We start from the raw sequence: 22,214 nt of genomic DNA on the forward strand, positions 1-22,214 counted from the left end.
GACACCACCTCACCCTCGGCCATGGACAGGTTCACGTCCTTCAAGACCTGGATGACCCCGTACTTCTTACCCAGCCCGGCCACCTCGACCTCGCCAGTGAGAGCCGTAGGGGGAGCTTTCGTGCCAAAACTTAAGCCCATTTTTGGTTCCTTCGATTAGATGACTCGTATGAGCTTCCGAGCGTCCCGCTGATGTGGACGTCTTCTGCAGAGGCCAAGCACGGCCTGTACCGATCCGGCTTCCCGCTGGTGCTTGGTGGCGGTTCGGGGTCGGTGTGAAGTGGACCTCAAATGCCTGTGGTCCTGATCACATCTAAAGAATACATTATTGAATGATTAATGCAATAGGGTTCCGAGGGAGATTTTCGGACTCAGGAAACCTGTGCTGATACGCCGCTCAGAATGTGCTGGCTGACCCGCTTGGCCTCCGCGTACGCTCCATGCGTTCCGGCCGTTTCGGAGGAGTAGTCGCCCGCGAAATGCAGAGTGCCGTTCACCGGTTCCTGGAGGGCCGGAAGGGCGGCAGCACGCGTTGGGGTCAACAGGGAGAAGCAGTGCTCCCACGATTGGATTTCGGCCCCGACCACGTGTCCGCGCAGCTCCGGTACAACAGCCAGGAACTCTTCAAGCCACTCGTCGAGCACGCTGGAGTCGGGTTCATTGGCGTCCTTGAGGTAACCCGCCGTGTTTCCGTAGCAGACGAATTGGGCCGTACCGTCCTTGCGGCCGGGCCGGGGGTTGATGGCCACATCGAAGACGCGTCCGGCGGCGGCAATGAAGGCCCAGTCGTCGATGTGGGCAAGCTCGGGCGAACTGATGTCCACTACTACTCCGAGTTCGGTGGAACCCGGAGTCTGCACCGCCTTCAGAGCATCCGTCTTCCACTCAGGCAACTGCACCATGGCGGCAATCCTCGGGGCAGGGACGGATATGATCACGTGCTTCGCAAGGAGCCGGGCGGGCGAATCGTTGCTGGATGATGCGCCTCCGGGGCCCGTTGCTGCGGTACCCAGGCTCCAGGTCCCGTCGACATTTTCCGTGACGGACTCCACCCGGTGGTTGAGGAACACGTCCGTGTGCTCCAATGACCTCGCCAGGGCAGCCGGAATCGCCTCCATGCCGCCCAAGGACACCATGCGGTTCTTCTTTTCCTGCACCAAATAGCTCGCGAAGTACCGGAGTGCGTAGGTGGCGCTGAGTTCCGACGGCGGAGCAACAGACCCGCCCCTGATGGCTGCCGTCAGTAGTTCCTGGACATCCTTGGGTAATCCGTCGATCCGTGATTGGGCTGATTCGTCCCCGAAGCCCGACGTCGCCGGCCGGAGTTGGCCATCCACGGTATTGGCGAAGTATTCCGAGCTCGCCCGCTGGATGAAGGTCCGCAACGCCTCCCGGGATTCTTCGGAAAGGGGAAGCCGATTGACCAGGTCATCGTTGTCGTCGGAGACGACGGTCTCTCCGTTGACATGCAGGCCAAAGGTGGTGGGTTCAAACGGCGTCAGTGGGACGCCGAGTTCCAGGGCCAGCTCATGTGAGGCGGTTCCCGCGTAGACGAACATCGCGCCCATGTTGACGGGTTCGCCTTGGATGTCCACGGTTTTAGCCCGTCCTCCCAGACGGCCCGTTTCCTCAAGCAGCACTACCTTCTGGCCCGCGCGCTCCAGGTTGTAGGCGGCAGCCAGGCCTGCCGGGCCTCCACCGATGACGGCGACATCGTACATTTTCTCTCCTTGGGAAGGGGTGGGTGTGCGCCCGGAACTGGACTCGCCGGAGCTTCGGTCTCCATGATTGGCGGCGCCCTTTGCGAAGGGAATACCTCACAGCGGAAGCGGCGCAGTATTGAGTCTTTGAGTCAGCCCGCTTGCCTGCCTAGACTTGCCGCATGGTGAGGGCAAGTGACCGGAGTGAACTGAAACGGGCTGTCCTGACGGCGCCGCTCTGGATGCAATCGACCAAAGGCTCCAGCCGTCAGATAGCGGAGACCGTGGGTGTCAGCCAATCGTTCGTAGCCCGAACCTGGCGGGAGCTCACCGAGCCGGACCGATCAGTTGAGGCAGTCCGCGCCTTGCTGGGCGAGCGGCACATGGTGTTGGTTGGCTTCGCCGTTGGAACAGCTGGATCTTGCCTTGTCCTGAACCCTGTCCGAGCCGCCCGTGTTCGGTTCGCTGCCGGGCTGTCCATCATCAGCAAGAGGCGGGTGCGCGGGATTCTCGCCGCGGACCTGCTCCGGAGTGCCCCGAGCGCTTCCGGGGCCGGAAACCCGGACCGGGAGTTGTGGGACTTGCTGGCCTCCAACGGACACCGCCTCGATGAAGCAATCGTCCTGGTCAGCGGGGACTTTGCAGTTCCGCCCGGCCTTGAACCTGCGGTGCGCCTTCCGGATGCATGGCTGTGGCAAAAGCTGGTGGCAGCCCTGGACATGTTGCCCGAAGTGCCCACTGGAGAACATCTGGCCGACCTCGAGTGGCGTATCCGGCGTTGGTACCACGGAGGGCGGACGCCGTTTTCGTGGACCGTGGACCGGAAACATACAACCAGTGCCGAAGCCCGGTTGATGGACGCTGCGGAGCCGTGGACTGTACTGGCTGAGGATGTCCTTGCTGCCATCCGCCAAGGGCTGGTGGACGGAACGTTCTCCGGAGAGAGCGAAATATCGTTGGGCAAACTGAGCCGTCTGCTGGGTGCGCCCGTGAGGGATGTCCGTTCTGCCATCAGGGCACTCACCGAGGACGGTTTGGTGACCGCAGCGAGGTCCGACTCCGTGGTGGTCCGGATACCCACACTGGATGACGTCACGGAAACCTACATGGCCCGCCGGGCCCTGGGGGCAATCGTGGTCCGGGCGGCCAGCCGTTGGAGTCCGGAGGCCCGTGTGCGTGTGCTGAAACACCTCGAAGAACTGGAAGACAGCGTCCGCCGCAATGATGTGGCGAGGGCCCATCACCTGGACATGGACTTCCAGATCGCCCTGTTCGAGTCCTCCGGCCTCAACCGGATACCGGCCATCATGGAGACACTCACCAAGCAGGCCTTCATGCACTTCGCTGTCCTCGGCGCCAGATACACCTTCTCGCCCAAGAAGATCCTTGAGCAAAATACGGCAATCTTCGAAGCGATCGATGCGGCGGATCTCCGTGCAGCCACCATGAGTTGGCAGGCCAAGATGGAGGACGGATTGAGCTACCTCGCCCAGCACATCAAGGCCATGGACCAGCAGCGGTCAGCGGAGCAACAAACTCCCGAAACCGCCGCTAGCTGGCCCCACAACGCACCTTAGAAAGCAGAAAAGCCGATGGCCCGGAGCTGTTCGCGGCCGTCCGGAGTAATGTCCGAAGGTCGCCAGCTGGGCACCCATTCCCAGTGCACCTCAAACGTGGTTTCCCGGGTGGCCAATGCTGCTCCGATGTTGCGCTCCATCACGTGGGACAAGGGGCAGGCAGCCGAGGTGAGCGTCATGGTGATGGCCGCGTGGCCGGGGTTCTCCATGCGGATTCGGCGGATGAATCCCAGATCCACCACATTGACGCCGAGGTCCGGGTCGATCACCTCGTACAACGCTTCCAGGACCGTGGCCTCTTCCGGAGTCTCCACCACGGGTTCGCGTTCCACCTGCACCGGTTCGGGCCGGACAGCCGAGCGGGTGACCGGGAACGGCAGTGCCGTCACGGAGGCCAAACCGGCAGGTCGCAGCACAATGGTTACTTCGCTGGTGGGGCTGGAGATCCAGTCGGCCACGCCATGTGCCTTGCGGCGGATACGGACAATATCCTCTGCTGCCACGGCGGTTCCCGCGTAAAGCACCAGCGTTTGCGGTGCCAGCCCCGCCTGCTGGGCGTGGGCCAGGGCCTTGTCCAGGACGCGGGCCAGTTGCTCACTGGTGGTTCCAGGCCCGAAGCGGAGTTTGGCCCGTGCCTCTTCCGCAGGCTTTCCCATCACCCGGGCAAGCGCCGCGGAAGCTTCCGATTCTGCGATCCTGAGCTGGGGCTCCCGGACCATGATGTCTGTGGTTTCTGCCAGCAGGGTCATGCTCGCACCTCCCTTTGCGGCTGCCGTGTTCTCTGGGGCAGCAGGCTTTTCAAGGAGAACTCCTCGTCGGAGAGTTGTTCCCCGGTGACTTGGTGCGGCACGGCCATGAGCTTGCGTGCCTGCAGCAGGTCTTGTGGCCGGTTCAAGGCAACCATGGCCCTGATCTGCCCTTCCACAACGGAAAAAATCGAGAATGAGCGGTCGGCAACCGAACCACGGACCACCCGCGAACCGCCGTCGGCATAGCCCAGCGACTGCAGGTTGTGGTCATACTGGTGCGACCAGAAGTAGTGCTCCTCGGTGAACGGTTCCGATTCCCCCAGGAGGTTCCGGGCCAGGTTGGCGCCGTGCCTCATGGCAGTGTCGTGGTGTTCCACGCGGATCCGCCGCTCGTACCGGGGATGATAGCGGGCGGCAACGTCGCCGATCGCGTACACGTTTGGTGCGCTGGTGCGGCCATGCTCATCGGTGAGGATGCCGCCGTCGACCTTTATCCCGGCCTCGGCCGCAATCTCCGCATTCGGCACGGAACCGACGCCTACCAGCAGTTCATCGCATTCGATGACCGCGCCGCTGCTGGTGTGGAGCTCCAGGCCGAAGATGGTCTCCGTCATGGAAGTGACCGTCTCCTCCATGCGCATCTCCACGCCTTGTTCACGGTGGATGTCCAGCATGGCCTGTCCGATCTCCGGTCCAAGGGACCGGAGCGGAAGAGGGCCAGGGCTGAACACCGTGACGCGGGCACCGCGGCCGGCGGCAACAGCCGCCAGCTCGCAGCCCACGAACCCGGCACCCAGGACGGCCAGGTGGCGGCCCGGTTTGATCTGGGCGCCCAGGCGCTCGGCATCGGCGATAGTACGCAGGACGTGGACCCGCTGGCCACCGAACCCGGGCAGGGTCTTCGCCCGTGCGCCGGTTCCGAGCACCAACGAGTCGTAGGCGAGCGAGCCGCCGTCGGAGAGGAACACCCGGCGCTCGGCCACGTCCAGGCCCACGGCCCGGGTGCCGAGCAGCAGGTCCACATCGTTGTCCGCGTACCAGCCCTCGTGGTTCACCTGGAAATCCGTGCGGTCGAACGTGCCGGCCAAATACTCCTTGGACAGCGGCGGACGCTCGTACGGGAGGTGTTCCTCATCAGCCACCAGGACGATGTCGCCGTCGAAACCCGCATTGCGGAGGCCGGCGGCGGTGGCGGTGGTTGCCACCCCGCCGCCAACCAGGACCACCCTGCTCACGGGATGCTCACCGAGATGGTGCCGTCCTCATCGTTCACCTGGCACGGGTACTGGGTCAGGTGATGCGTGGACGGGTTGATGCCCTTGGCGGTGCAGACATCGAACTCCCACAGGTGCTGGGCGCAGGTAAGTTTCCTGCCGTCGAGGTCGCCGTCGTCCAACGGCCACTCCTGGTGGGGGCAACGGTTCTTGAACGCCAGCACCTCGCCGTCGTTGTTGACCAGGAGGACTGATTTGCCTTCAACCTCGACGGCGGTCATCTCGCCTTCCCAGAGGTCGTCGATGTTGGAGACTTCGTGCCACGTCTGTGGGATTGTTTCGCTCATTTCGATCAGCTCACTTTCTCTGCCATTTCGAAGATGTCCTGGTGGTACTGCGCGCGGGATGTCCGTGCGCCTGCAACGGCTTCCGCCGCCGAAATGCCGAGCAGCGGGGCAAGCCCCTCAACTGCGGCGTCCGCGAGCTCCGACCAACGGTTGATCCACTTGTGCAGCGGAGCCTCGTTGGATGGGCGCTGCGCCAGCGCATACTTGGCCAGCGCCCCGCTCCAGCGGTTGCGCCGGTTGCTGTCCTCCGCAAGATGGTTGGACAGCAACCAGGATTGTTCGTCGCCGTTGGCCCGGCTGACCTCGCCGAACTGGCGGATCAGCAGGTCGTCCAGGGTGGGTCCGAGGACGAGGTTCAGCGAGGTGAAAGCCTCACCCCAGTCGTAGGCGATCAAGGCCCGTTCGATCGCTTCGCGCGCCGGTTGCCAGGCAGGGTGCTGCTCCCAGATCTCCCGTTCGCGGTCTCCGATGCCGGATTCAGGGTGGGCGATCTGCAAAGCCCTGGTCCGGTAGGCGATGGTGGTGACGCGGCGCAGGAAGTCGGCATTGGCATAACCGGCTGCGGAGGTCACGTAGGAGCTGGGGCCGATGAAGCCAACGTAGGCCTCGGCCTGCTGGAACCCATGGACCAGGAAACGGGACGGGGTGAACAGCGTTCCGAGGATCTCCACCTGGGTCTGGCTCAGAGACTCGTCGGCAGCGGCGTACTGTTCCAGGACGCCGTCGAGCTTTGTCTGTTCGCTGGCCTGCAGGTTCACGTACGACCGGTAGGCGATCTGGTCCGGGTCGCGGAAGTCCTCCCAGTTATCGGCCTGGAACGGCGAGTTCTCGCGGTAGGTGAGGAACCAGAGGTTGCCCGGCGACGACGGGTTCTGCTCGAACACGCTGGCCTTGCCGGCGCGGGTGTTCCAGTTCTGCGCGTGCGTGACGATTTCGTATTCGCTGGGCAGCCGGCGGACATCGCCGAAGGCGCTGAACGTGCGGAGCTTGCGCTGCCGTGGTGCGGGGGCGTTCATCAGTTACTTCCCTTCGTGGCGCCGGCCTTCGCGGACTCGGCTGTTTGCCAGATGATGGAGTCGCTCTCCGTGGAGACGCGGCCGGAGAAGGAAGACATCACGATCTCCAGGGACCGGATGCGGTAGTCCGGGCCGAGGTGGTCCTGGAGCGTCGGTTCGGTGAGCACCAGCTTGTCTTCGGCCTGGACCCGCACGTACGCGCCGCGGTCAATGACCTCGATCTCGGTGTCCGGGTTGTCGTCTTCCAAGGCGGAGATGATCTTGTCCACTTCGTCGCCGATCCTGAAGACCGGGCCTACGGGGTTCTTCATGATGCAGCTCCTGATGTGTCGTACTCCACCGCAACGAAATCGAGGGCGGTGATGCCGGCTTCTGCCACAGTCATGTAGCCGGGCAGCGTGCGGCCTTTGTGGACCACCACCTTGGGGTAGGGGAGTGCCCGCACCCGGCGTCCTTCGGAATGGTGCGCGACGGCGGCCGCTACCTCGTCCATGGTGTTGGCCGTGGTCACGGGGACCAGGATGGACACGAAGTCCGTGGAGAAGATGGCGTTGAGCGGGACAAGCTCCGGTGCCCGGTCTTCGACGCCGAGTTCGATCTTCTGCTCGGTCATGGCTAGCCACCTACCCGGATGAGGCCGCTGGCTTCGCGGCCCACGTAGTCCTTGGTCCAGGCTGCGTAGTCCGGGTCGTCGCCCATGACGTCCGGGGTCAGGCCCATGTAACCCAGGATGCCTTCCACGGTCATCGGCTGGATCTGGCCGGCCAGGAAGCGGTCCACCAGCGTCTGGTGGTTGACGTTGTCGCGGTCCTTCCACCAGATCTGGCGGCAGGCGATGCTGCAGAAGTGGATCTTCTTGCCGTTGTAGTCCAGTGAGTGTTCGCGGATGCGCCACGATCCATCGCGGGACTGGGTCGGGTTGCACATGGGCAGGTGGCATGTGGAGCACAGCCACGGGAGGGTTTCGGGAAGCGTGGCGGCGACGTTGTTGGCGTTGACGTTGTCGATGATCGTGTCCCACTTGTCGCCGTAGACGGCCTCCCAGTTGGGGTACTTCTCGCGCAGCCAGTCGCGTTCGTCCTTGGAGACGCCGGCGGTCGGCTTCCACCAGAGAGTGGGCCGCCACCACCACAGGCCCATGTGCAGGCTGTGGTGCCAGGTGTCCAGGCCGCGCATGAACTCGTCCCAGAACCAGGGCTTCTTCAGCCCGTAGTCCTCGATGGTGCGGACGAACTGGTCAACGATCCACTCCTCCATGAACTCCCGGTAGGACTGCTTCCGGTGTTCCAGCGGGGTGTAGTAGTCCATGGCCGGGCCGGTGAGGGCGGCAAAGGCGCGGGCGTTGGCCCAGAAGCCCTTGTCGATGACCCACTGGGCGCGCTGGGGATCGTGCTCGATCAGGATCTCCAGCGTGGCAACGCCCTGCTGGGAGTGCCGGGCTTCGTCCGTCTGGATGGAGGAGATCATGCTGGCGAAGTTGATGTCGCCGGCCTGCAGGGCGTCTGCGGACAAGGCCACGAACTGCAGGTTGGTGAAGCCGGTCTCGAACGTCAACGGCAGCATGAGCGCGCAGTCCACTGCGTTGGAGGTTGTCATGAACCCGTCGAACAGCGTACGCAGGGCCACCGGGACCCAGTCGTTGGTGCTGTACGTCTTCTGGGTCCAGTCGAACTGCGGATCCTTGGCCACCAGTTCGTGGCCGAAGAAGGTGGTCAGCGCGTTGTGCCGCAACTCGTCCAGCTGTCCGTAGACCGCCATGTTCCGCCAGGCCGCGTTGAGGCCGAAACGGGCCATCTTGAGTTCGGCGAGCATTGCCGTGTACTCCACCTGTGCCACGCCGCCGAAGTGCATCTTCGTCGATGACTTCCAGCCTTCGTCCAGGTGGTCGAACGTGGACGTGCGTTGCAGGGCCGCTTTCACCGCGTACGTTGCGGCTTCCTTCTCGCGCTGCGTGTAGACGTATTCGGGGTAGCTGACCTTGTAGCCCTCTTCCCACTTCAGCCAGGCATCCCGCGGGACCTTGCCGGTTCCGGTCAGCCAGTCCGGGTAGACGGCCTCGTCATCCACATAGGACAGGGTCCAGTCGGTGTTGCGGACGAAGTCCTGCCATTCTTCTCGTTTAAGCAGAGCCATGGTGTGTTCTCTTCCTCTCTTAGTCGACTTCGAGGTGGCCGAGTTGTCGGTTGACACCTGCGTTGTCCCAATAGGCCCGGATGCTGTCGATCAGGCCGTGGCTGTTGACGTGCATGATGAAAAGGTGCGGTTCGGCGAAGTACTGGCCTTGGGAGGTGATGAACCCCCAGGCGGATTGCTGTGTGCCGTTGATGTCGCAGGAGACCACGACGTCCCCGTTGTCATTGCCGTCGATGTGGTAGATCTCGTTGCCCAGGTTGGGGAATGCGTTGATCAGTCCGCTCCAGATCACGCGGCCGATGGTGCGCACCTTGCCGTCTCCGCGGACAACGCGCTGCTTGGCCCAGACTTCGAACGGGATGTAGGAGAAGTCGGCGTTGTCGGTGCACAGATCGGTCATGGCGACGACGTCGCGCCGGCGGTAGGCGTCAAAGAATTCGGTCACGACGGCGACTGCCGCACCCGCCGTCGTGGGGGCTGCCGTTGCGGTTGTTCCTGCGGGGGTTTCCAAGAGTGTCATTACGCATTCACCTTCTGCTTGACGATCGTGACTTGGTCCTGCCGTTTCACTGCGAGCCGGCGGTAGAGCTGGTTCTGGCACCAGTAGGCGTCGATTCCGGTGATCCGGCTGGTGTTCTCCTCGCCGGAAAGCGTGAACCGCCACGCCGTGTCCAGGTCCAGGTGCTTCTCCTGGTTGATCGCGCCGAGGAAATCGCCGGCCTGCGTTCCTTCGATCTTGAACTCGGCCACGATCACCCGGCCCCGTTCGAGTTCGATCACGTTCTTGACGGTGACCAGCACATCAGGGAAGGCCGCCACGATGTCTTCCAGGAGGCTACGGACTACGCTCTTGGTTCCGTCCACCACCAGCAGCGGATAGACCGTCACCTTGGCATCGTCGGAAACCGTGGAGAGTGCTGCGTCGACATCCTTGAGGCGGAAGCCGTTCAGGAATGCGTCGACGGTCTGCCGGGGACTAACGGACATGGTTGACTCCTTCAGGGTTGGTGACTGGCTCATGCCAGTGCCAGGGCTTTCACCACGGCGTCGGCTGTTGCTTCGGTGGAGTTGGGGTTCTGACCGGTGATGAGATTGCGGTCCACCACCACGTGGGATGCCCAGGCGTAGGGTGCGTCGTCGAAGATCCCGCCGGCGTTCTGGAGGGCGTCGGCCAGGAGCCACGGCATGCCTAGCATGCCGATGTGGTTCTGCTGCTCCTCGTCGTCGGTATACGACGTGAAGCGGTAGCCCTCGAAGAGCCATTGGCCGTCGTGGCGCTCCGGTGCGGACAGCAAGAGCGCCGGACCGTGGCAAAGGGAGGCAATGGGCGCTTCCTTTTCGTGGAGGATGGCCAGCAGCCGCCCCACGTCCGGATTGTCGTGGAGGTCCACCATGGGGCCGTGGCCGCCGGGGGCAAAGACGGCGTCGAAGCCGGCGAGCTCCTCTTCGCTCAGCGAGGACAGGGCCACGGGGTTGTTGAAACCGGGGATGGCATCGAGTCGGGCCTTGCGTTCCTTGGCGACGGCGGAGCTGGCTTCGTCCAGTTCCGTCACTGCTGCCCGCAGCGCCACCTCAGACAGGCCGCCGGTCAGTCCCTCGGCAACCATGACGTCCACGAGCTTCCGGTTCTCCTGCCACGCGGTCTTCGCCGCCAGGCTGACCAGCTGGTGGGCTTCCTGATCGGTTGATCCAGCCCCCACCAGCAGGGCAGCGATCCTGCGCGAAGCCACGAGTTCCAGCTCCGTGGTGTGCTGCAGGGTGATCCGGATGTCATCGGGATCGTGGTGGAAGGTCCTGTACACCGAGGCGAAGTAGTCCCTGTCCTTATCCGGGTAGTGGAAGATGGGCTCCAGTCCGTAGGGGTCCGCCACCGGCGGACGGCCATCGGGAGTGATCACCACAACGTCGGCACCTGCCGAGACGAAACGCTCGTAGGACTTGAGCGCTTCCTCGGCCCAGTAGCCGGTGGGGTGCCCGGGGCTGTCGCGGAGGTCGATCTCCTGTGCGCTGGAGACAACGAAGGCGATACGGGTCATGAGTAACTCCTGGTTGTTAAGGGATGTAGATTCCTGCTGCGATGTTGCGGATTCCTGTATTCCTCGGGAGGCTTCACGCAACTGCCCTGGGGCGCTCGGCCGGGGACCCGCCGTCGTCCGCTTCCAGGCAGTCGGGCCAGACCTGGCAGTCGCTCCAGCGGTCCCAACGGGCTACGGGGTGCCCGAACTGCAGGACGCCGGACTGCAGGCCGCTGGACCGCAGGGCATCCGCGGTTTCCGTCTGCTGCGTGTGGAACCCCGATGCGCTTCGTTGCTTCACCGTTGTCACCTTCCTTGCCTCCCCCGGTCCGTTTGCGTGAGTTCAGCCTGCTCTCTTTGCGGACGTTGCGTATGGGTGAAACCACCCCCTTCACTACCTGTATTGTGTGGATCATCACAGGAGGGTTATGAGCACCACTGCACTGGTCGGGCACCTCCCCGGTGGCCAGGACCTCACGAGTTTCATCGGTCGACGGCGGGAACTCGCCGACGGTCGCGACCTCATGTCACGCTCCCGTCTCCTCACGCTGGTGGGGCCCGGCGGGGTGGGTAAAACACGGCTTTCCATGGAGCTCGCCTCGCGCTCGCGGAAGGGATTCCACGACGGCGTGTGGTTCGTTGAGCTGGCGGCGTTGGAAGACGGATCGCTCATCGGATCGCAGGTTGCCACGGCGCTGCGCCTCGCTGACCAGTCCAACCGTGCGCCGCTGGACCGGCTCGCAGACTTCCTGCGGGACCGGCAACTCCTGCTGGTCCTGGACAACTGCGAGCACCTGCTGGATGCCGTGGCGGCGGTGGCATCCCAACTCCTGGACCTGGCACCGGGACTGCGGATTCTCGCCACCAGCCGTGAGCCGCTCGCCATTTTCGGCGAGCAGGTCTACACCGTCCCGCCCCTCGCCGCCCCGGACGAAGCAACCCTGGGCGAAGGTTCCCTGGAAGCGTTCGACTCCGTCCGGCTGCTCGCGGACAGGGCCCGCAGCGTGGACCCCAACTTCGAGATCGCCGAGGACAACCGCCGGGCCGTGGGCCAACTCTGCCAACGGCTGGACGGGATCCCGCTGGCCATCGAACTGGCCGCCTCCAGGCTGCGCTCGCTGTCGGTTGCGCAGCTCGTGGAGCGCCTGGACAAGCGCTTCGACCTCCTCACCGGCGGCAGCCGGGTGGCCATTCCCCGCCAGCAAACACTGCGGGCGCTGGTGGACTGGAGCTACGAGCTGTGCACCCCGGCCGAGCGGACCCTATGGGCCCGGCTCACCGTTTTTCCCGGCGGTTTCGACCTCGAAGCGGCAGAGGAAGTGTGCGGCTTCGGGGACATCAGCAGTGGCGAAGTCCTGGACCTGCTGGACCACCTGGTGGCCAAGTCCCTGGTGCTGTCAGAGCGCTCGGGTGGCTCGGCCAGCCAAGGCGGAAACCGGCAGCGCTACCGCCAGCTCTTCACATTCCGCGAGTACGGGGCCGAACTGCTGGACGCCTTGGGCGAGACCCAGGAGCTCCGCCGCCGGCAACGGGACCATTACCTGGACCGGGCAGCGCGGATGGTGGCCACGTGGTGCGGGCCGGACCAGGCCGAAAGGCTCGCAGCGGCCCGGCGGGACCACGCCAACCTGCTCTCCGCCCTTGACTGGTCCGCGTCCACCCCCGGCGAGGAACTGGCGGGCACCCGGCTCGCGGCGCTGCTCCGCTACCACTGGCATGCCGGCGGCAACCTGAGCGACGGGCGCCGGTGGCTGGACCGGATGCTCGCGCTGACCACGGAGCCCACTGCCGAGCGCGGCGAAGCGCTCTGGGCCGGTGCCTGGATCTCCCTGGTCCAAGGCGAGAAGAGCGCTGCAGCTGGCTATTTGGCGGAGTGCCGGCACGTGGCGGGCCTCCGCAACGACGCACTGCTCAACGGGCAGGCCGATCACTGGGACGGGCTCCTCCACCTCTTCAGCGGAGACCTCGGACCCGCCATCCGGATGTTCAAGGACGCCATCGCGGCACAGCGTGCTGCCGGGGACACCATGTCCGCCCTCATCGCCACGTTCCACCTGGCCTGGGCGCAGGCCTTTGCCGGACCCGAGGAAGCTCGAGCCGGGCTTGAAGCCTGCCGGGCGGCCATCGTGGAGAGCCGGGAACTGGGTGAGCTGTGGGCCAAGGCGTATGCGCACTGGGTCTCGGGACTGTGCTTGCGGCACCTCGGCGACCTCGACTCCGCCTTGCAAGCGCACGTCCGGGCCCTGGAGATCGAACGGGACTTCCTGGACGGGATCTGCACGGCACTCACCATGGACGACGTCGCGTGGACCCTCGCGACGCTCAAGCACTACAAGGAGGCCGCCACCGCCCACCACGCAGCGAGGGCTGTGTGGAAGGGGTTCGGCACGTCGGTTGCCGCGTTCGGCCCGCATCTGGAAGGCGACAAGGACGCGACGGCGGTCCTCCTGAAACGCGAACTGGGCGCGGACCGTTTCGAAGCCATCGGCGTGGAAACCGGCGAGCCCACGGAAGCCAAAGCCATCGACATTGCGCTGGAGCTTGTGCGCGCCGTGACAGCCCCGGCGCAACCCAAGCAGCCACGCGCCGTCCGGGACGTGAAGCCCGACGGCGGGAGGCCGCCGTCGGGCGCTGCCTACCGGACACCCGCGGGGCCGGCCCTGACCAAGCGGGAGTTCCAGATCGCGGGACTCGTGGCCGAAGGCCGCAGCAACAAGGACATCGCCGCGGAGCTGGTGGTCTCGCCGCGGACGGTGGACGGGCACCTGGAAAATATCCTGGCCAAACTGGGCTTCACATCGCGGACCCAGGTGGCGGCCTGGTATGCGAGCCAGGCCGTCTAAGCCGCTGGGCTTTCCACGTCACTGGGCTTTCCACGTCACAGGGCCTGTTTGAGCAACCCGGCCTGTGCTGCGCCGAAAGCCCGCGGAGAGGCCCCGTAGCGGTCGCGGAATTCGTTGATGAAATGGGACGCGCTGCCGTAGCCGACGGCCCGGGAAATCTGCGTGATGGTGGACGTGTTTTCCACCAGCAGTTCGCGCGCCCGGTTCAGCCGGAGTTCCTTGACGAACTGGTAGGGCGACTTGCCCGTGACGTCCCGGAACAGGTGGGAGAAAGCCGAAGGGCTCATGTGGGCCTGCCCGGCGAGTTCGCCCACTGTCAGGGGTTCGGCCAGGTGTTCCTTGGCGTAGGCGATGACCGCGCTGACCGGATTCCTGGCGCTTTCGCTCGCAGCACGTTCCACGAGGCGCGAATACTGCCCGGCCTGGAGTGCCCGGTACACGATCTCCTTCAGGTACGTCGGAGCCAGTACGCGGCGGTCTGTGGGCGATTTCAGGGAGCGGAGGAAGCGGAGGATCGCGTCCATCATGTCCCTGTCCAGGGCAGAGAAGAACGCCGGATTCTCCTGGCTCGCCGGTTCGGCAAAGGCTGCCACCCGCCGTTCCTCGAGGATGTCCGCTGAAACCTCGCGGACCAGGCCAGGATCGATCTGCAGGCCGAAGGAAAGGAACGGCTTCTCCGGACTTGCCTCAAGGATCACCGTCTGGAAGGGGACATCGTTGGGGACCGCCAAGTACGTGAACGGATCGTAGAAGTGGTCCGTGCCGTCCATGGTGATGCGCTTGCGGCCCTGGGCGATCACGCACAGGTGGAGCTCGCTGACTTCTTCCCAGACCGGCGCGGCCGGCTCCTCGAAGCGGTAGATCATCAAGCCCGGAAACCCGCCTTCATTGGCTCCGGTCCTGGGGGCACGGGAAATGAGCTCGGCGATCAGGTCGCCGGACGTGATGCGGAATTCGAGGGGGTTCTGGGCTGGGCTCAAGGGGGCTCCGGCTCTACGTCGTTGGGGGCGGGGGAGTGGAGGCCAGCATACGCGCTGGATGGATTGAGGTGTCAAGGATACGGTTCGGCGCCATCCTGCGGAATCCGCAACAGCACGGGAGGAATCTGCAAGCTTTACGCGGCCGGCTTTCCTTAGCGTTGAGCTACACCACGGCTTTTCGGCAGAGAGAAGAATTCTGATGACCATCAACACCGCCGCAGATGTGGCTGCCTCCGTTGAAACCCTCGAGGCGATCCTTGAAGCCTTCAACGACCATGACCTGGACGCCATCATGGAGTTCTTCACCGACGATTGCTCCTTTGACCTGGCTCAAGGCCCCGCGCCCTGGGGACGCAGACTGATCGGAAAGAAGGCGCTCCGTGAGGCTTTCGCGGCCCGGTTCGCAGCCATGCCGGACGCCCATTATGCGACCGACCGGCACGCTGTCAGCGGGGACTTCGGTGTCTCGGAATGGCTCCTGACAGGCACCACCGCTGACGGGCAACAGCACAGCGTGCGCGGCGTGGACCACTGGGAATTCCGCGGGACCAAAGTGGCCCGCAAGGATGCGTACCTGAAGTCAGCGTGAACCCAACCGAGAGGAACACCATGAAGATTTTGATCGTCCTGACGTCGCACGGGCAATTGGGGGATACCGGACGCGAGACCGGTTTTTGGCTCGAGGAATTGGCGGCGCCGTACTACGCCTTCAAGGAGGCAGGTGCCGCGATCACGCTGGCCTCGCCGGGAGGAGGGCGCCCGCCGTTTGATCCCGCCAGCGCCGGGCCGGATTATGAAACGGACAGCACGCGGCGTTTCCTTGCCGACCGGGATGCCTTGGCCCAGCTAGGGCGGACTGTGAAGCTCTCCGAGGTGTCGCAGGAGGACTTTGACACGGTCTTCTATCCCGGCGGGCACGGAGTGGTGTGGGACCTGTCCGAGGACCCGGACTCCATCGCCCTGATCGAAAGCTTTGCCCATGCCAACAAGCCAGTAGCTCTCGTTTGCCACGCGCCGGGAGTCCTGCGGCACGTGAAGGACGCCGACGGCCGGCCGTTGGTTGAAGGCAGGAAAGTTACCGGATTCACCAACTCGGAGGAGGAAGCCATTGGACTCACGGAGGTGGTGCCGTTCCTCCTCGAGGACGAGCTCACGGCCAAGGGCGGCTTGTTTGAACGCGGGCCGGACTGGGGTTCCCATGTGGTCCAGGACGGCCTGCTCATCACAGGGCAGAATCCGGAGTCGTCCCGCGCAGCAGCAGAGGCGCTGCTCCAGGAACTGAGTGTGCGGCTGCCTTAACGCCAAAACGCGGGTCCGCTGCCCAGTACGCCGTTGCGGAACGGCGTTTTGGCAGCGGACCCGCGTGGTCGTCCGTTCACCGACGGACGAGTCCCCGCACGCAGGCGGAAGCAAGGCCTTACTTCAACACGATCGTCCTGTTCCCATTCAGGATGATCCGCCCTTCGCAGTGCCAACGAACGGCGTTGCTCAGTGCCTTGCATTCCGTGTCCCGACCGGCGGCTACGAGATCGTCCGGTCCGAACGTGTGGTCCACCTCCACTACCTGCTGCGAGATGATCGGTCCTTCATCGAGCTCGCCGTTGACGTAGTGCGCGGTAGCGCCCACGGTCTTGACGCCTCGTGCATAAGCCTGGTGGTACGGCTTGGCGCCCTTGAAGCTCGGAAGGAACGAGTGGTGGATGTTGATGGCCCGGCCGTCCAGCTTCCGGGCAAGGTCGTCGCTGAGTACCTGCATGTAGCGGGCGAGCACCACGAGCTCCACGTCGAGTTCGTCGATGATCTCCAGCAGGCGTGCCTCGGCGGCAGGTTTGGTGGCGGCGGTGACAGGCACATGGAAGAACGGGATGCCGTGCCACTCCGCGAGGCCCTTGTGGTCGAGGTGGTTGGACACAACACCCACCACGTCGATGGGGAGCTCGCCGATACGCGCCCGGAACAGCAGGTCGTTGAGGCAGTGGCCAAACTTGGACACCATGATCAGCACTTTGCGCTTGTAGCCCTGGCGCTGCAGTTGCCAGTTCATGGAGTATTTCTCGCCCACGGGGGCGAAAGACGCCCGCAGCGCATCCACGGTGGAGTCGTCGCCGTCGGACGCGAAATGTACGCGCATGAAGAAGTGTCCTTCCGCGCGGTCGCCGAACTGCTTGTTGTCGATGATGTCGCAGCCGTGCTCCAGCAGGAACCCGGAGACCGCGTGCACAATGCCGGGGCCTTCGGGGCAGTCCAGCGTGAGCACGTGTTCCACGGTTGTCCCCGCGCCGGAAGCAACGGCGGTTTCGGATTGGATGGCAGTCATGGTCAGCACTCCACTACGTTGACGGCGAGTCCTCCACGGGAGGTCTCTTTGTATTTGGATTTCATGTCGGCTCCGGTTTCCCGCATGGTCTTGATGGCCTTGTCCAGGGAAACCTTGTGGCTGCCGTCGCCGTGCAGGGCAAGGCGGGCGGCGTTGATCGCCTTGACGCTGGCGATCGCGTTCCGTTCGATGCACGGGATCTGCACCAGCCCGCCCACGGGATCGCAGGTCAGGCCGAGGTTGTGCTCGATGCCTACTTCGGCTGCGTTTTCCACTTGCCCAGGCGTTCCGCCGAGGACCTCGCACAGTCCTGCCGCGGCCATGGAACAGGCAGAGCCCACCTCGCCCTGGCAACCGACTTCGGCGCCGGAAATCGAGGCATTGATCTTGAACAGGATTCCGACGGCGGCCGCCGCCAGCAGGAACCGCACCACACCGTCGTCGTTCGCTCCCGGAACAAACTTGGTGTAGTAGTGCAGCACGGCCGGCACGATTCCCGCCGCACCGTTGGTTGGTGCGGTGACAATCCGGCCACCGGCCGCGTTTTCTTCGTTTACGGCCAAGGCGAACAGGTTTACCCATTCCATGGCCAGCAAGGGATCGCTGCCGCTGGAAGCGTCAGCCCCGGCCAGTTTCTTGAACAACGACGGCGCCCGTCGCTTGACCTTCAAGCCTCCGGGCAGGATTCCCTCGGCCGAGCAGCCGTTGTCCACGCACTCACGCATGACGGCCCAGATGTCCAGGAGACGTTCGCGCAGTTCCTCCTCGGACCGCCAGACCAGTTCGTTGGCCAGCATGATGTCCGAGATGGACTTGCCTTCGCGTTGACAGAGGGCAACCAGCTCATCTCCCGAGCTGAACGGGTAGGGCAGCGCCGTGGTGTCCGGTACCACCTTGTCCGTGCCGGAGGCGTCACCGTCCACCACGAAGCCGCCGCCAATGGAGTAGTAGCTCCGCTCCCGCAGCACCGCGCCGCTGTGGTCCAGCGCCCGGAAGGTCATGCCGTTGGGGTGGGCGGGCAAGGACTTGCGGCGGTGGAGGACCACGTCCTCTTCCCAGTTGAAGTCCACCCGGTGGCTGCCGTCGAGGCGCAGCTCGGCGTCCAAGGCAGCCGCGGCCACCTGGTCGTCCGCGGTACGCGTATCCACGGTCTCGGGGGAGTGGCCCTGCAGTCCCAGGACCACCGCCTTGTCCGAGCCGTGGCCCCGGCCGGTGGCGCCCAGGGAGCCGAAGAGCTCGGCCTGGACGCGTACCGTTGCCGGGAGTTGGCCGGACGAAACAAGTCCGTCCGTGAACTGCTTTGCCGCCCGCATCGGGCCAACCGTGTGTGAAGACGACGGCCCGATGCCAACGGAAAACAGATCAAGCACGCTAAGTGCCATTACGGGACCTCAGGCGACGCGTACTCCCGCATTGAATCGAGGAGCCAGCGTCCCAGGAAGTCGGCGAAGGAGGCACGCGGGAAGATCCGGAAGGTGTCCTCACCGGTCTTCCACAGGACCACCGGGATGTGCCCGATTTCCGTGGACAGGGCGGTGCCTGCCTTGAGGACCCGCGGGTGCAGGTCCAGTGCGCAGCTCTTTTCCAGGACTGCGCGGGCGCGGCTGCCGGAGAGCTCGAACGTGGTGCGGTTGGCGGACAGGTCCACCACCTGGCCGGAGTCCGTGCCCAGGGCGGACGTCAGGTCGCCTACCAGGGATCCACCGAGCGAGTCGTGGGACTCTTCGGGGGCAATGACCAGGAATTCGGTGGGGCCGAGCCACACGGTGCTGATGGCACCGGAGGTGACCACCTCACCGGACGTGGCAGGCAAGCCGCCGGTTACGGACGCAACCCGGATACCGGCGTCGGACGTCCTGTCCACCCGGATGCCCACCTGTGCCTGGTAGGGGATTTCGTGGAGCGTGACCGAGCCGGCCACGGAACCGGAGACGAAGGCGTCGGCGAGGTGCTGTGCCGGGCTGCGGCGGGCCTCACGAACGCGGGCAACGGTTTCTGCAGGAGTTGCTGTCTCAGCCATCTTTGCGGGTCCCTTCAGCATCGAAAAGTACGGTTTCGCCAACAACCACGTCCACCAGCTGGTCGCCCAGGGAAGCCTGGAGGGTCTCGCCGATGCGGTTGCGGCCGTTGTGGATCAGTGCCAGGCCGAAGGAACGGCCCAAAGCGGCGCTGTGGTAGCTGGAGGTCACGAAGCCTTCCATGGGAACCGGGCCGTTCGCGGGGTTGACCGCGATGCCAGCCTCCACCAGCTGGGTGCCCTCGGGCAGCTTCAGCGAGTGGTCCACGGGAAGGACGCTCACCAGGTGCTTGCGGTCCTCGCGCTTGGAATCCTCGCGGAGGTAGGAGCGCTTGCCGATGAAGTCCTTGGCCTTGGAGACGATCCATTCCATGCCGGCGTCCTGCGGGGTGACCGTGCCGTCGGTGTCCTGGCCAACGATCGGGTAGCCCTTTTCGGCGCGGAGGACGTGCATGGTTTCCGTGCCGTACGGGGTGATGTTGAACTCGGCGCCCGCGGCGGCAACGGCTTCCCAGGTGTTGAGTCCGTACCAGGCGGGGACGTTGATTTCGTAGGCCAGTTCACCGGAGAACGAGATCCGGCAGACGCGGGCCTGCACGCCGGAGGCCAGCGTGGTCTCGCGGAACGTCATGAACGGGAAGTTCTCAGCTTCCAGGCCACCGTTCTCGGCGAGCTGCGGGGCCACTTTGGCGATCACTGCGCGGGACTTGGGACCGACGACGGCGATGGTGCTCCACTGCTCGGTGACCGAGGTGAAGACGACATCGAGTTCCGGCCATTCTGTCTGGTGCCACTCTTCGAGCCAATCCAGCACCTTGGCTGCGCCGCCGGTGGTGGTGGTCATGAAGTAGGTGTCCTCGTCCAGGCGCAGGGTCACGCCGTCGTCGAAGATCATGCCGTCCAATGTGCACATGACGCCGTAACGGGCAGAACCGGGGGCGAGCTTCTTGAACGCGTTGGTGTAGACGCGGTTCAGGAATTCACCCGAGTCCTTGCCGCGGATTTCGATCTTGCCAAGGGTGGTGGCGTCCATGAAGCCCACAGAGTCGCGGACTGCGGCGCACTCGCGGAGCACCGCGGTGTCCATGTCCTCGCCGTCCTGCGGGTAGTACCACGGGCGCTTCCACTGTCCGACGTCTTCGAACAGGGCACCCTGGGCAACGTGCCACGGGTGGATCGAGGTAACGCGGGCGGGGTCGAAGAGCTCGCCGCGCTGGCGTCCGGCCAAGGCTGCGAAGGCCACCGGGGTGAACGGTGCACGGTAGGCCGTGGTGCCGATCTCGCCGATGCCCGGAACTGCGTCCGCGCCGCCGTACTTGAGGGCTGCGGCGATGACGCCGATCGCGTTGACGCCGGAGGTCTTGCCCTGGTCGTTGGCGGTGCTGATGGAGGTGTACCGCTTGACGTGCTCTACCGAGCGCATGCCGGCGCCGGTGGAGCGGAGGACGTCCGCTACGGACTGGTCGCGCTGGAAGTCGACGAAGTGGTTGTGCCACTCACCGGGCTCGCCTTCCTGGGCGGGAACCAGCCACAGCTGGCGCGTCGGGGCGCTGGCCACGGGGGCCTTGACCTCGGACGGAGTGACGGCGGATTCGAAGCCGGCGGCGATCGAAGCGGCCGCACCGGCGGAGATGCCCTCTGCCAGGCAGTCCTGCAGTTCGTAGCTGCCGCGGCCTGCGCCAACAACCTGCTGGTTGCGGACCACGCTGGACGGGATGAAACCGGCCAGTTCGTCGTCCCAACGCAGCTTGCCCTGGCGCTGGCTGTGGAGGTGCACCACGGGGCTCCAGCCACCGGAGACGGCGAGGACATCGGCGGCGATCTGCTCGACGCCCGAGGTGAGTTCGCCGTCGTCGTTGATGCTGCGGACGGTCACGCCGTTCAGGCGACCGGCCTCATCAGCGCTGGTATCGGCAACTGCGCTGCCGATCAGGACCCGGAGGCCGGATTCGACGGCGGCTGCGGCCTTTTCGCTGATCTGCGGACGGGCGTCGACGACGGCGGCAACCGGCACGCCTGCTGCCTGCAGGTCCGCGGCGAGCAGGTAAGCGGAGTCGTTGGTGGTGCCGATGACAACGCGCTGGCCGGCTGCGACGGCGTAGCGGTTGAGGTAGGTGCGCACGGCCGAGGCGAGCATGATGCCCGGGCGGTCGTTGTTCTCGAAGACCAGCGGACGCTCGTGGGCGCCGGGAGCCAGGACCACCTGTGCAGCACGGATGTGCCAAATACGGGTGCGGGAAACACCGGGGGCGGCAGGAACACTGAGGTGGTCCGTGCGGTTCTGGGCTGCGATGAAGTAGTTCGAGTCGTAGGAGCCGAAGGCCGTGGTGCGGTGCAGCACCGTGCATTCCTCGGCGGAGACCAGCTCTGCTTCAACATCGGCGACCCACTCCAGGGCGGGCTTGCCTTCGATGCTCTCGGCGAGGCCCGCAGCGGTGGAACCCGAAAGCAGCGAACCGCCGAGTTCGGGCTGGTCGTCGATCAGGATGACGCGGGCACCGGTGCGAACGGCTTCCCGGGCGGCTGCGAGGCCTGCAACACCGCCGCCGACCACCAGGACATCGGTGTGGACGTACTTCTTGTCGTACTCGGCCTTGTCCTCGGCCGGGTCAAGCTTGCCCAGGCCGGAGAGGAGCTCGATGCTCTGCCCGTCCACCAGGGAGACTGCCGTGGCCGGGAGCATGGATTCGGCGACGTGGCCGGGGAAACGCGGAGCGATCTTGACCAGTGCGTTCGGCTCCTCGACCCCTGCGGCGACGATCCCGCGGGGGCGGTCCTCGTACAGGGAGTTGCCGGCGTTGACGTGGCCGTTGGCCAGGAGGGCCGAAGCGATGGTGTCGCCGGGGTGGCCAACGAATTCCTGGCCATCCACGGTAAACCGCCAGGTGATGCTGCGGTCGATGCGGCCGCCTGTGGCGAGGCGGGCGTTCTGGCTTGTCACTTCTGGGCTCCTTCCGGGGAGGTGGATGTGGTGGGGGCTCCGGGGGCGAGGCCGGGTGCGCCCGCTTGGCCTGCGGCATTGTCTGCCGCGAGCTCCGGGCGAGGCGAACCCATCGCGTAGATGGAGTGGATGTCATAGCTCACGGTGTCGCGGAGCATGTTGAACCACTGGCGGCACCCGGTGCTGTGGACCCAGCGTTCGGCGTAGGTGCCCTTGGTGTTCTCGCGGTAGAACAGGTATTCAGCCCATTCCCGGTCCGTGAGGTCGTTCGGGTTTTCCGGGTAGGGGACGTGAGCCTGTCCGCCGTAGTGGAATTCGGTTTCGTCGCGCGGCCCGCAGTTGGGGCATGAGATAAGAAGCATGTCC

The 22,214-nt window shown here is 65.0% G+C and carries 22 protein-coding genes; 4 read left to right on the plus strand and 18 right to left on the minus strand.

Annotated features, from left to right (window positions below; genetic code table 11):
• Window positions 1-370: 370 nt before the first annotated feature.
• Window positions 371-1,720 (minus strand): flavin monoamine oxidase family protein, encoded by a 1,350-nt coding sequence (locus ACIQTZ_RS19840; RefSeq protein WP_402983180.1) that lies wholly within the window; start codon window positions 1,718-1,720, stop codon window positions 371-373.
• A gap of 161 nt (window positions 1,721-1,881) precedes the next feature.
• On the opposite strand from ACIQTZ_RS19840, the gene ACIQTZ_RS19845 reads away from it, so the two are divergent.
• A complete protein-coding gene (locus tag ACIQTZ_RS19845) occupies window positions 1,882-3,276 on the plus strand; it encodes a GntR family transcriptional regulator (protein ID WP_402983183.1) in 1,395 nt (464 codons plus the stop codon).
• Here the strand turns inward: ACIQTZ_RS19845 and ACIQTZ_RS19850 are convergent.
• From ACIQTZ_RS19850 to ACIQTZ_RS19900, 11 genes are all read right to left on the minus strand, one after another.
• A complete protein-coding gene (locus ACIQTZ_RS19850) occupies window positions 3,273-4,025 on the minus strand; it encodes an iron-sulfur cluster assembly protein (RefSeq protein ID WP_402983186.1) in 753 nt (250 codons plus the stop codon). The two genes, ACIQTZ_RS19845 and ACIQTZ_RS19850, sit on opposite strands and share 4 nt — an antisense overlap.
• Entirely contained in the window at window positions 4,022-5,260 is a 1,239-nt protein-coding gene (locus tag ACIQTZ_RS19855) for an NAD(P)/FAD-dependent oxidoreductase (RefSeq protein WP_402983189.1), read from the minus strand. The genes ACIQTZ_RS19850 and ACIQTZ_RS19855 overlap by 4 nt, the downstream gene beginning before the upstream one ends.
• Window positions 5,257-5,586 carry a Rieske 2Fe-2S domain-containing protein gene (locus ACIQTZ_RS19860; RefSeq protein ID WP_400270240.1) on the minus strand — a complete coding sequence of 110 codons (330 nt, stop codon included), beginning with the start codon at window positions 5,584-5,586 and terminating at the stop codon, window positions 5,257-5,259. Before ACIQTZ_RS19860 ends, ACIQTZ_RS19855 begins: the two co-directional genes overlap by 4 nt.
• A 5-nt stretch (window positions 5,587-5,591) precedes the next feature.
• Window positions 5,592-6,602: a hypothetical protein gene (locus tag ACIQTZ_RS19865; protein WP_400333511.1), complete on the minus strand. Its 1,011-nt coding sequence runs from the start codon at window positions 6,600-6,602 to the stop codon at window positions 5,592-5,594.
• Entirely contained in the window at window positions 6,602-6,913 is a 312-nt protein-coding gene (locus ACIQTZ_RS19870; protein WP_400333513.1) for an MmoB/DmpM family protein, read from the minus strand. The genes ACIQTZ_RS19865 and ACIQTZ_RS19870 overlap by 1 nt, the downstream gene beginning before the upstream one ends.
• Window positions 6,910-7,215 carry a toluene-4-monooxygenase system B family protein gene (locus tag ACIQTZ_RS19875; protein WP_400333515.1) on the minus strand — a complete coding sequence of 102 codons (306 nt, stop codon included), beginning with the start codon at window positions 7,213-7,215 and terminating at the stop codon, window positions 6,910-6,912. Before ACIQTZ_RS19875 ends, ACIQTZ_RS19870 begins: the two co-directional genes overlap by 4 nt.
• A 2-nt stretch (window positions 7,216-7,217) precedes the next feature.
• Window positions 7,218-8,735, minus strand: coding sequence for a toluene monooxygenase (locus ACIQTZ_RS19880; protein ID WP_402983193.1), 1,518 nt, complete (start codon window positions 8,733-8,735; stop codon window positions 7,218-7,220).
• A 19-nt stretch (window positions 8,736-8,754) separates the two neighbouring features.
• Window positions 8,755-9,255: a nuclear transport factor 2 family protein gene (locus tag ACIQTZ_RS19885; RefSeq protein ID WP_402983196.1), complete on the minus strand. Its 501-nt coding sequence runs from the start codon at window positions 9,253-9,255 to the stop codon at window positions 8,755-8,757.
• Window positions 9,255-9,722 (minus strand): nuclear transport factor 2 family protein, encoded by a 468-nt coding sequence (locus ACIQTZ_RS19890; RefSeq protein WP_402983199.1) that lies wholly within the window; start codon window positions 9,720-9,722, stop codon window positions 9,255-9,257. Before ACIQTZ_RS19890 ends, ACIQTZ_RS19885 begins: the two co-directional genes overlap by 1 nt.
• Window positions 9,723-9,751: 29 nt before the next feature.
• Window positions 9,752-10,771 (minus strand): DJ-1/PfpI family protein, encoded by a 1,020-nt coding sequence (locus ACIQTZ_RS19895; protein ID WP_402950282.1) that lies wholly within the window; start codon window positions 10,769-10,771, stop codon window positions 9,752-9,754.
• A 73-nt stretch (window positions 10,772-10,844) separates the two neighbouring features.
• Window positions 10,845-11,051, minus strand: a complete 207-nt coding sequence (locus ACIQTZ_RS19900; RefSeq protein WP_402983202.1) for a hypothetical protein — start codon at window positions 11,049-11,051, stop codon at window positions 10,845-10,847.
• Window positions 11,052-11,178: 127 nt separating this feature from the next.
• Between ACIQTZ_RS19900 and ACIQTZ_RS19905 the strand changes: the two genes are divergently transcribed.
• Window positions 11,179-13,593, plus strand: a complete 2,415-nt coding sequence (locus ACIQTZ_RS19905; RefSeq protein WP_402983205.1) for a LuxR C-terminal-related transcriptional regulator — start codon at window positions 11,179-11,181, stop codon at window positions 13,591-13,593.
• 35 nt (window positions 13,594-13,628) lie between these two features.
• Here the strand turns inward: ACIQTZ_RS19905 and ACIQTZ_RS19910 are convergent, their stop codons facing one another.
• Window positions 13,629-14,573, minus strand: a complete 945-nt coding sequence (locus ACIQTZ_RS19910; protein ID WP_402983208.1) for an AraC family transcriptional regulator N-terminal domain-containing protein — start codon at window positions 14,571-14,573, stop codon at window positions 13,629-13,631.
• 199 nt (window positions 14,574-14,772) lie between these two features.
• On the opposite strand from ACIQTZ_RS19910, the gene ACIQTZ_RS19915 reads away from it, so the two are divergent.
• Together ACIQTZ_RS19915 and ACIQTZ_RS19920 are read left to right on the plus strand one after the other, a co-directional pair.
• Window positions 14,773-15,162, plus strand: a complete 390-nt coding sequence (locus ACIQTZ_RS19915) for a nuclear transport factor 2 family protein (RefSeq protein WP_402983210.1) — start codon at window positions 14,773-14,775, stop codon at window positions 15,160-15,162.
• A gap of 20 nt (window positions 15,163-15,182) precedes the next feature.
• A complete protein-coding gene (locus tag ACIQTZ_RS19920; RefSeq protein WP_402983213.1) occupies window positions 15,183-15,872 on the plus strand; it encodes a type 1 glutamine amidotransferase domain-containing protein in 690 nt (229 codons plus the stop codon).
• A 118-nt stretch (window positions 15,873-15,990) separates the two neighbouring features.
• On the opposite strand, the gene purU is transcribed toward ACIQTZ_RS19920, so the two are convergent.
• Genes purU through ACIQTZ_RS19945 form a run of 5 tightly spaced genes read right to left on the minus strand, consistent with a single transcriptional unit; the run spans window position 15,991 to window position 22,210 of the window.
• Window positions 15,991-16,890, minus strand: a complete 900-nt coding sequence (gene purU / locus ACIQTZ_RS19925) for a formyltetrahydrofolate deformylase (protein ID WP_400333533.1) — start codon at window positions 16,888-16,890, stop codon at window positions 15,991-15,993.
• 2 nt (window positions 16,891-16,892) lie between these two features.
• Entirely contained in the window at window positions 16,893-18,272 is a 1,380-nt protein-coding gene (locus tag ACIQTZ_RS19930) for an L-serine ammonia-lyase (protein WP_402983216.1), read from the minus strand.
• Window positions 18,272-18,910 carry a sarcosine oxidase subunit gamma gene (locus ACIQTZ_RS19935; RefSeq protein WP_402983219.1) on the minus strand — a complete coding sequence of 213 codons (639 nt, stop codon included), beginning with the start codon at window positions 18,908-18,910 and terminating at the stop codon, window positions 18,272-18,274. Before ACIQTZ_RS19935 ends, ACIQTZ_RS19930 begins: the two co-directional genes overlap by 1 nt.
• Complete coding sequence (locus ACIQTZ_RS19940) at window positions 18,903-21,848, minus strand: 2Fe-2S iron-sulfur cluster-binding protein (protein ID WP_402983221.1); 2,946 nt, start codon at window positions 21,846-21,848, stop codon at window positions 18,903-18,905. Before ACIQTZ_RS19940 ends, ACIQTZ_RS19935 begins: the two co-directional genes overlap by 8 nt.
• Complete coding sequence (locus ACIQTZ_RS19945) at window positions 21,845-22,210, minus strand: sarcosine oxidase subunit delta (RefSeq protein WP_402983223.1); 366 nt, start codon at window positions 22,208-22,210, stop codon at window positions 21,845-21,847. Before ACIQTZ_RS19945 ends, ACIQTZ_RS19940 begins: the two co-directional genes overlap by 4 nt.
• Between the last annotated feature and the right edge of the window lie 4 nt (window positions 22,211-22,214).

Origin of the sequence: Paenarthrobacter sp. NPDC090520 (assembly GCF_044769205.1) — a bacterium.
Lineage (GTDB): Bacteria > Actinomycetota > Actinomycetes > Actinomycetales > Micrococcaceae > Arthrobacter.

Excerpts from the sequence above, each read along its gene's own strand:
- ACIQTZ_RS19860 (WP_400270240.1), bottom strand. The coding sequence starts at position 5,586 with ATGAGCGAAACAATCCCACAGACGTGGCACGAAGTCTCCAACATCGAC.
- ACIQTZ_RS19890 (WP_402983199.1), bottom strand. The coding sequence starts at position 9,722 with ATGTCCGTTAGTCCCCGGCAGACCGTCGACGCATTCCTGAACGGCTTC.
- purU (WP_400333533.1), bottom strand. The coding sequence starts at position 16,890 with ATGACTGCCATCCAATCCGAAACCGCCGTTGCTTCCGGCGCGGGGACA.
- ACIQTZ_RS19915 (WP_402983210.1), top strand. The coding sequence starts at position 14,773 with ATGACCATCAACACCGCCGCAGATGTGGCTGCCTCCGTTGAAACCCTC.
- ACIQTZ_RS19840 (WP_402983180.1), bottom strand. The coding sequence starts at position 1,720 with ATGTACGATGTCGCCGTCATCGGTGGAGGCCCGGCAGGCCTGGCTGCC.
- ACIQTZ_RS19875 (WP_400333515.1), bottom strand. The coding sequence starts at position 7,215 with ATGACCGAGCAGAAGATCGAACTCGGCGTCGAAGACCGGGCACCGGAG.
- ACIQTZ_RS19935 (WP_402983219.1), bottom strand. The coding sequence starts at position 18,910 with ATGGCTGAGACAGCAACTCCTGCAGAAACCGTTGCCCGCGTTCGTGAG.
- ACIQTZ_RS19905 (WP_402983205.1), top strand. The coding sequence starts at position 11,179 with ATGAGCACCACTGCACTGGTCGGGCACCTCCCCGGTGGCCAGGACCTC.
- ACIQTZ_RS19885 (WP_402983196.1), bottom strand. The coding sequence starts at position 9,255 with ATGACACTCTTGGAAACCCCCGCAGGAACAACCGCAACGGCAGCCCCC.
- ACIQTZ_RS19895 (WP_402950282.1), bottom strand. The coding sequence starts at position 10,771 with ATGACCCGTATCGCCTTCGTTGTCTCCAGCGCACAGGAGATCGACCTC.
- ACIQTZ_RS19920 (WP_402983213.1), top strand. The coding sequence starts at position 15,183 with ATGAAGATTTTGATCGTCCTGACGTCGCACGGGCAATTGGGGGATACC.
- ACIQTZ_RS19845 (WP_402983183.1), top strand. The coding sequence starts at position 1,882 with ATGGTGAGGGCAAGTGACCGGAGTGAACTGAAACGGGCTGTCCTGACG.
- ACIQTZ_RS19870 (WP_400333513.1), bottom strand. The coding sequence starts at position 6,913 with ATGAAGAACCCCGTAGGCCCGGTCTTCAGGATCGGCGACGAAGTGGAC.
- ACIQTZ_RS19865 (WP_400333511.1), bottom strand. The coding sequence starts at position 6,602 with ATGAACGCCCCCGCACCACGGCAGCGCAAGCTCCGCACGTTCAGCGCC.
- ACIQTZ_RS19930 (WP_402983216.1), bottom strand. The coding sequence starts at position 18,272 with ATGGCACTTAGCGTGCTTGATCTGTTTTCCGTTGGCATCGGGCCGTCG.
- ACIQTZ_RS19850 (WP_402983186.1), bottom strand. The coding sequence starts at position 4,025 with ATGACCCTGCTGGCAGAAACCACAGACATCATGGTCCGGGAGCCCCAG.
- ACIQTZ_RS19880 (WP_402983193.1), bottom strand. The coding sequence starts at position 8,735 with ATGGCTCTGCTTAAACGAGAAGAATGGCAGGACTTCGTCCGCAACACC.
- ACIQTZ_RS19945 (WP_402983223.1), bottom strand. The coding sequence starts at position 22,210 with ATGCTTCTTATCTCATGCCCCAACTGCGGGCCGCGCGACGAAACCGAA.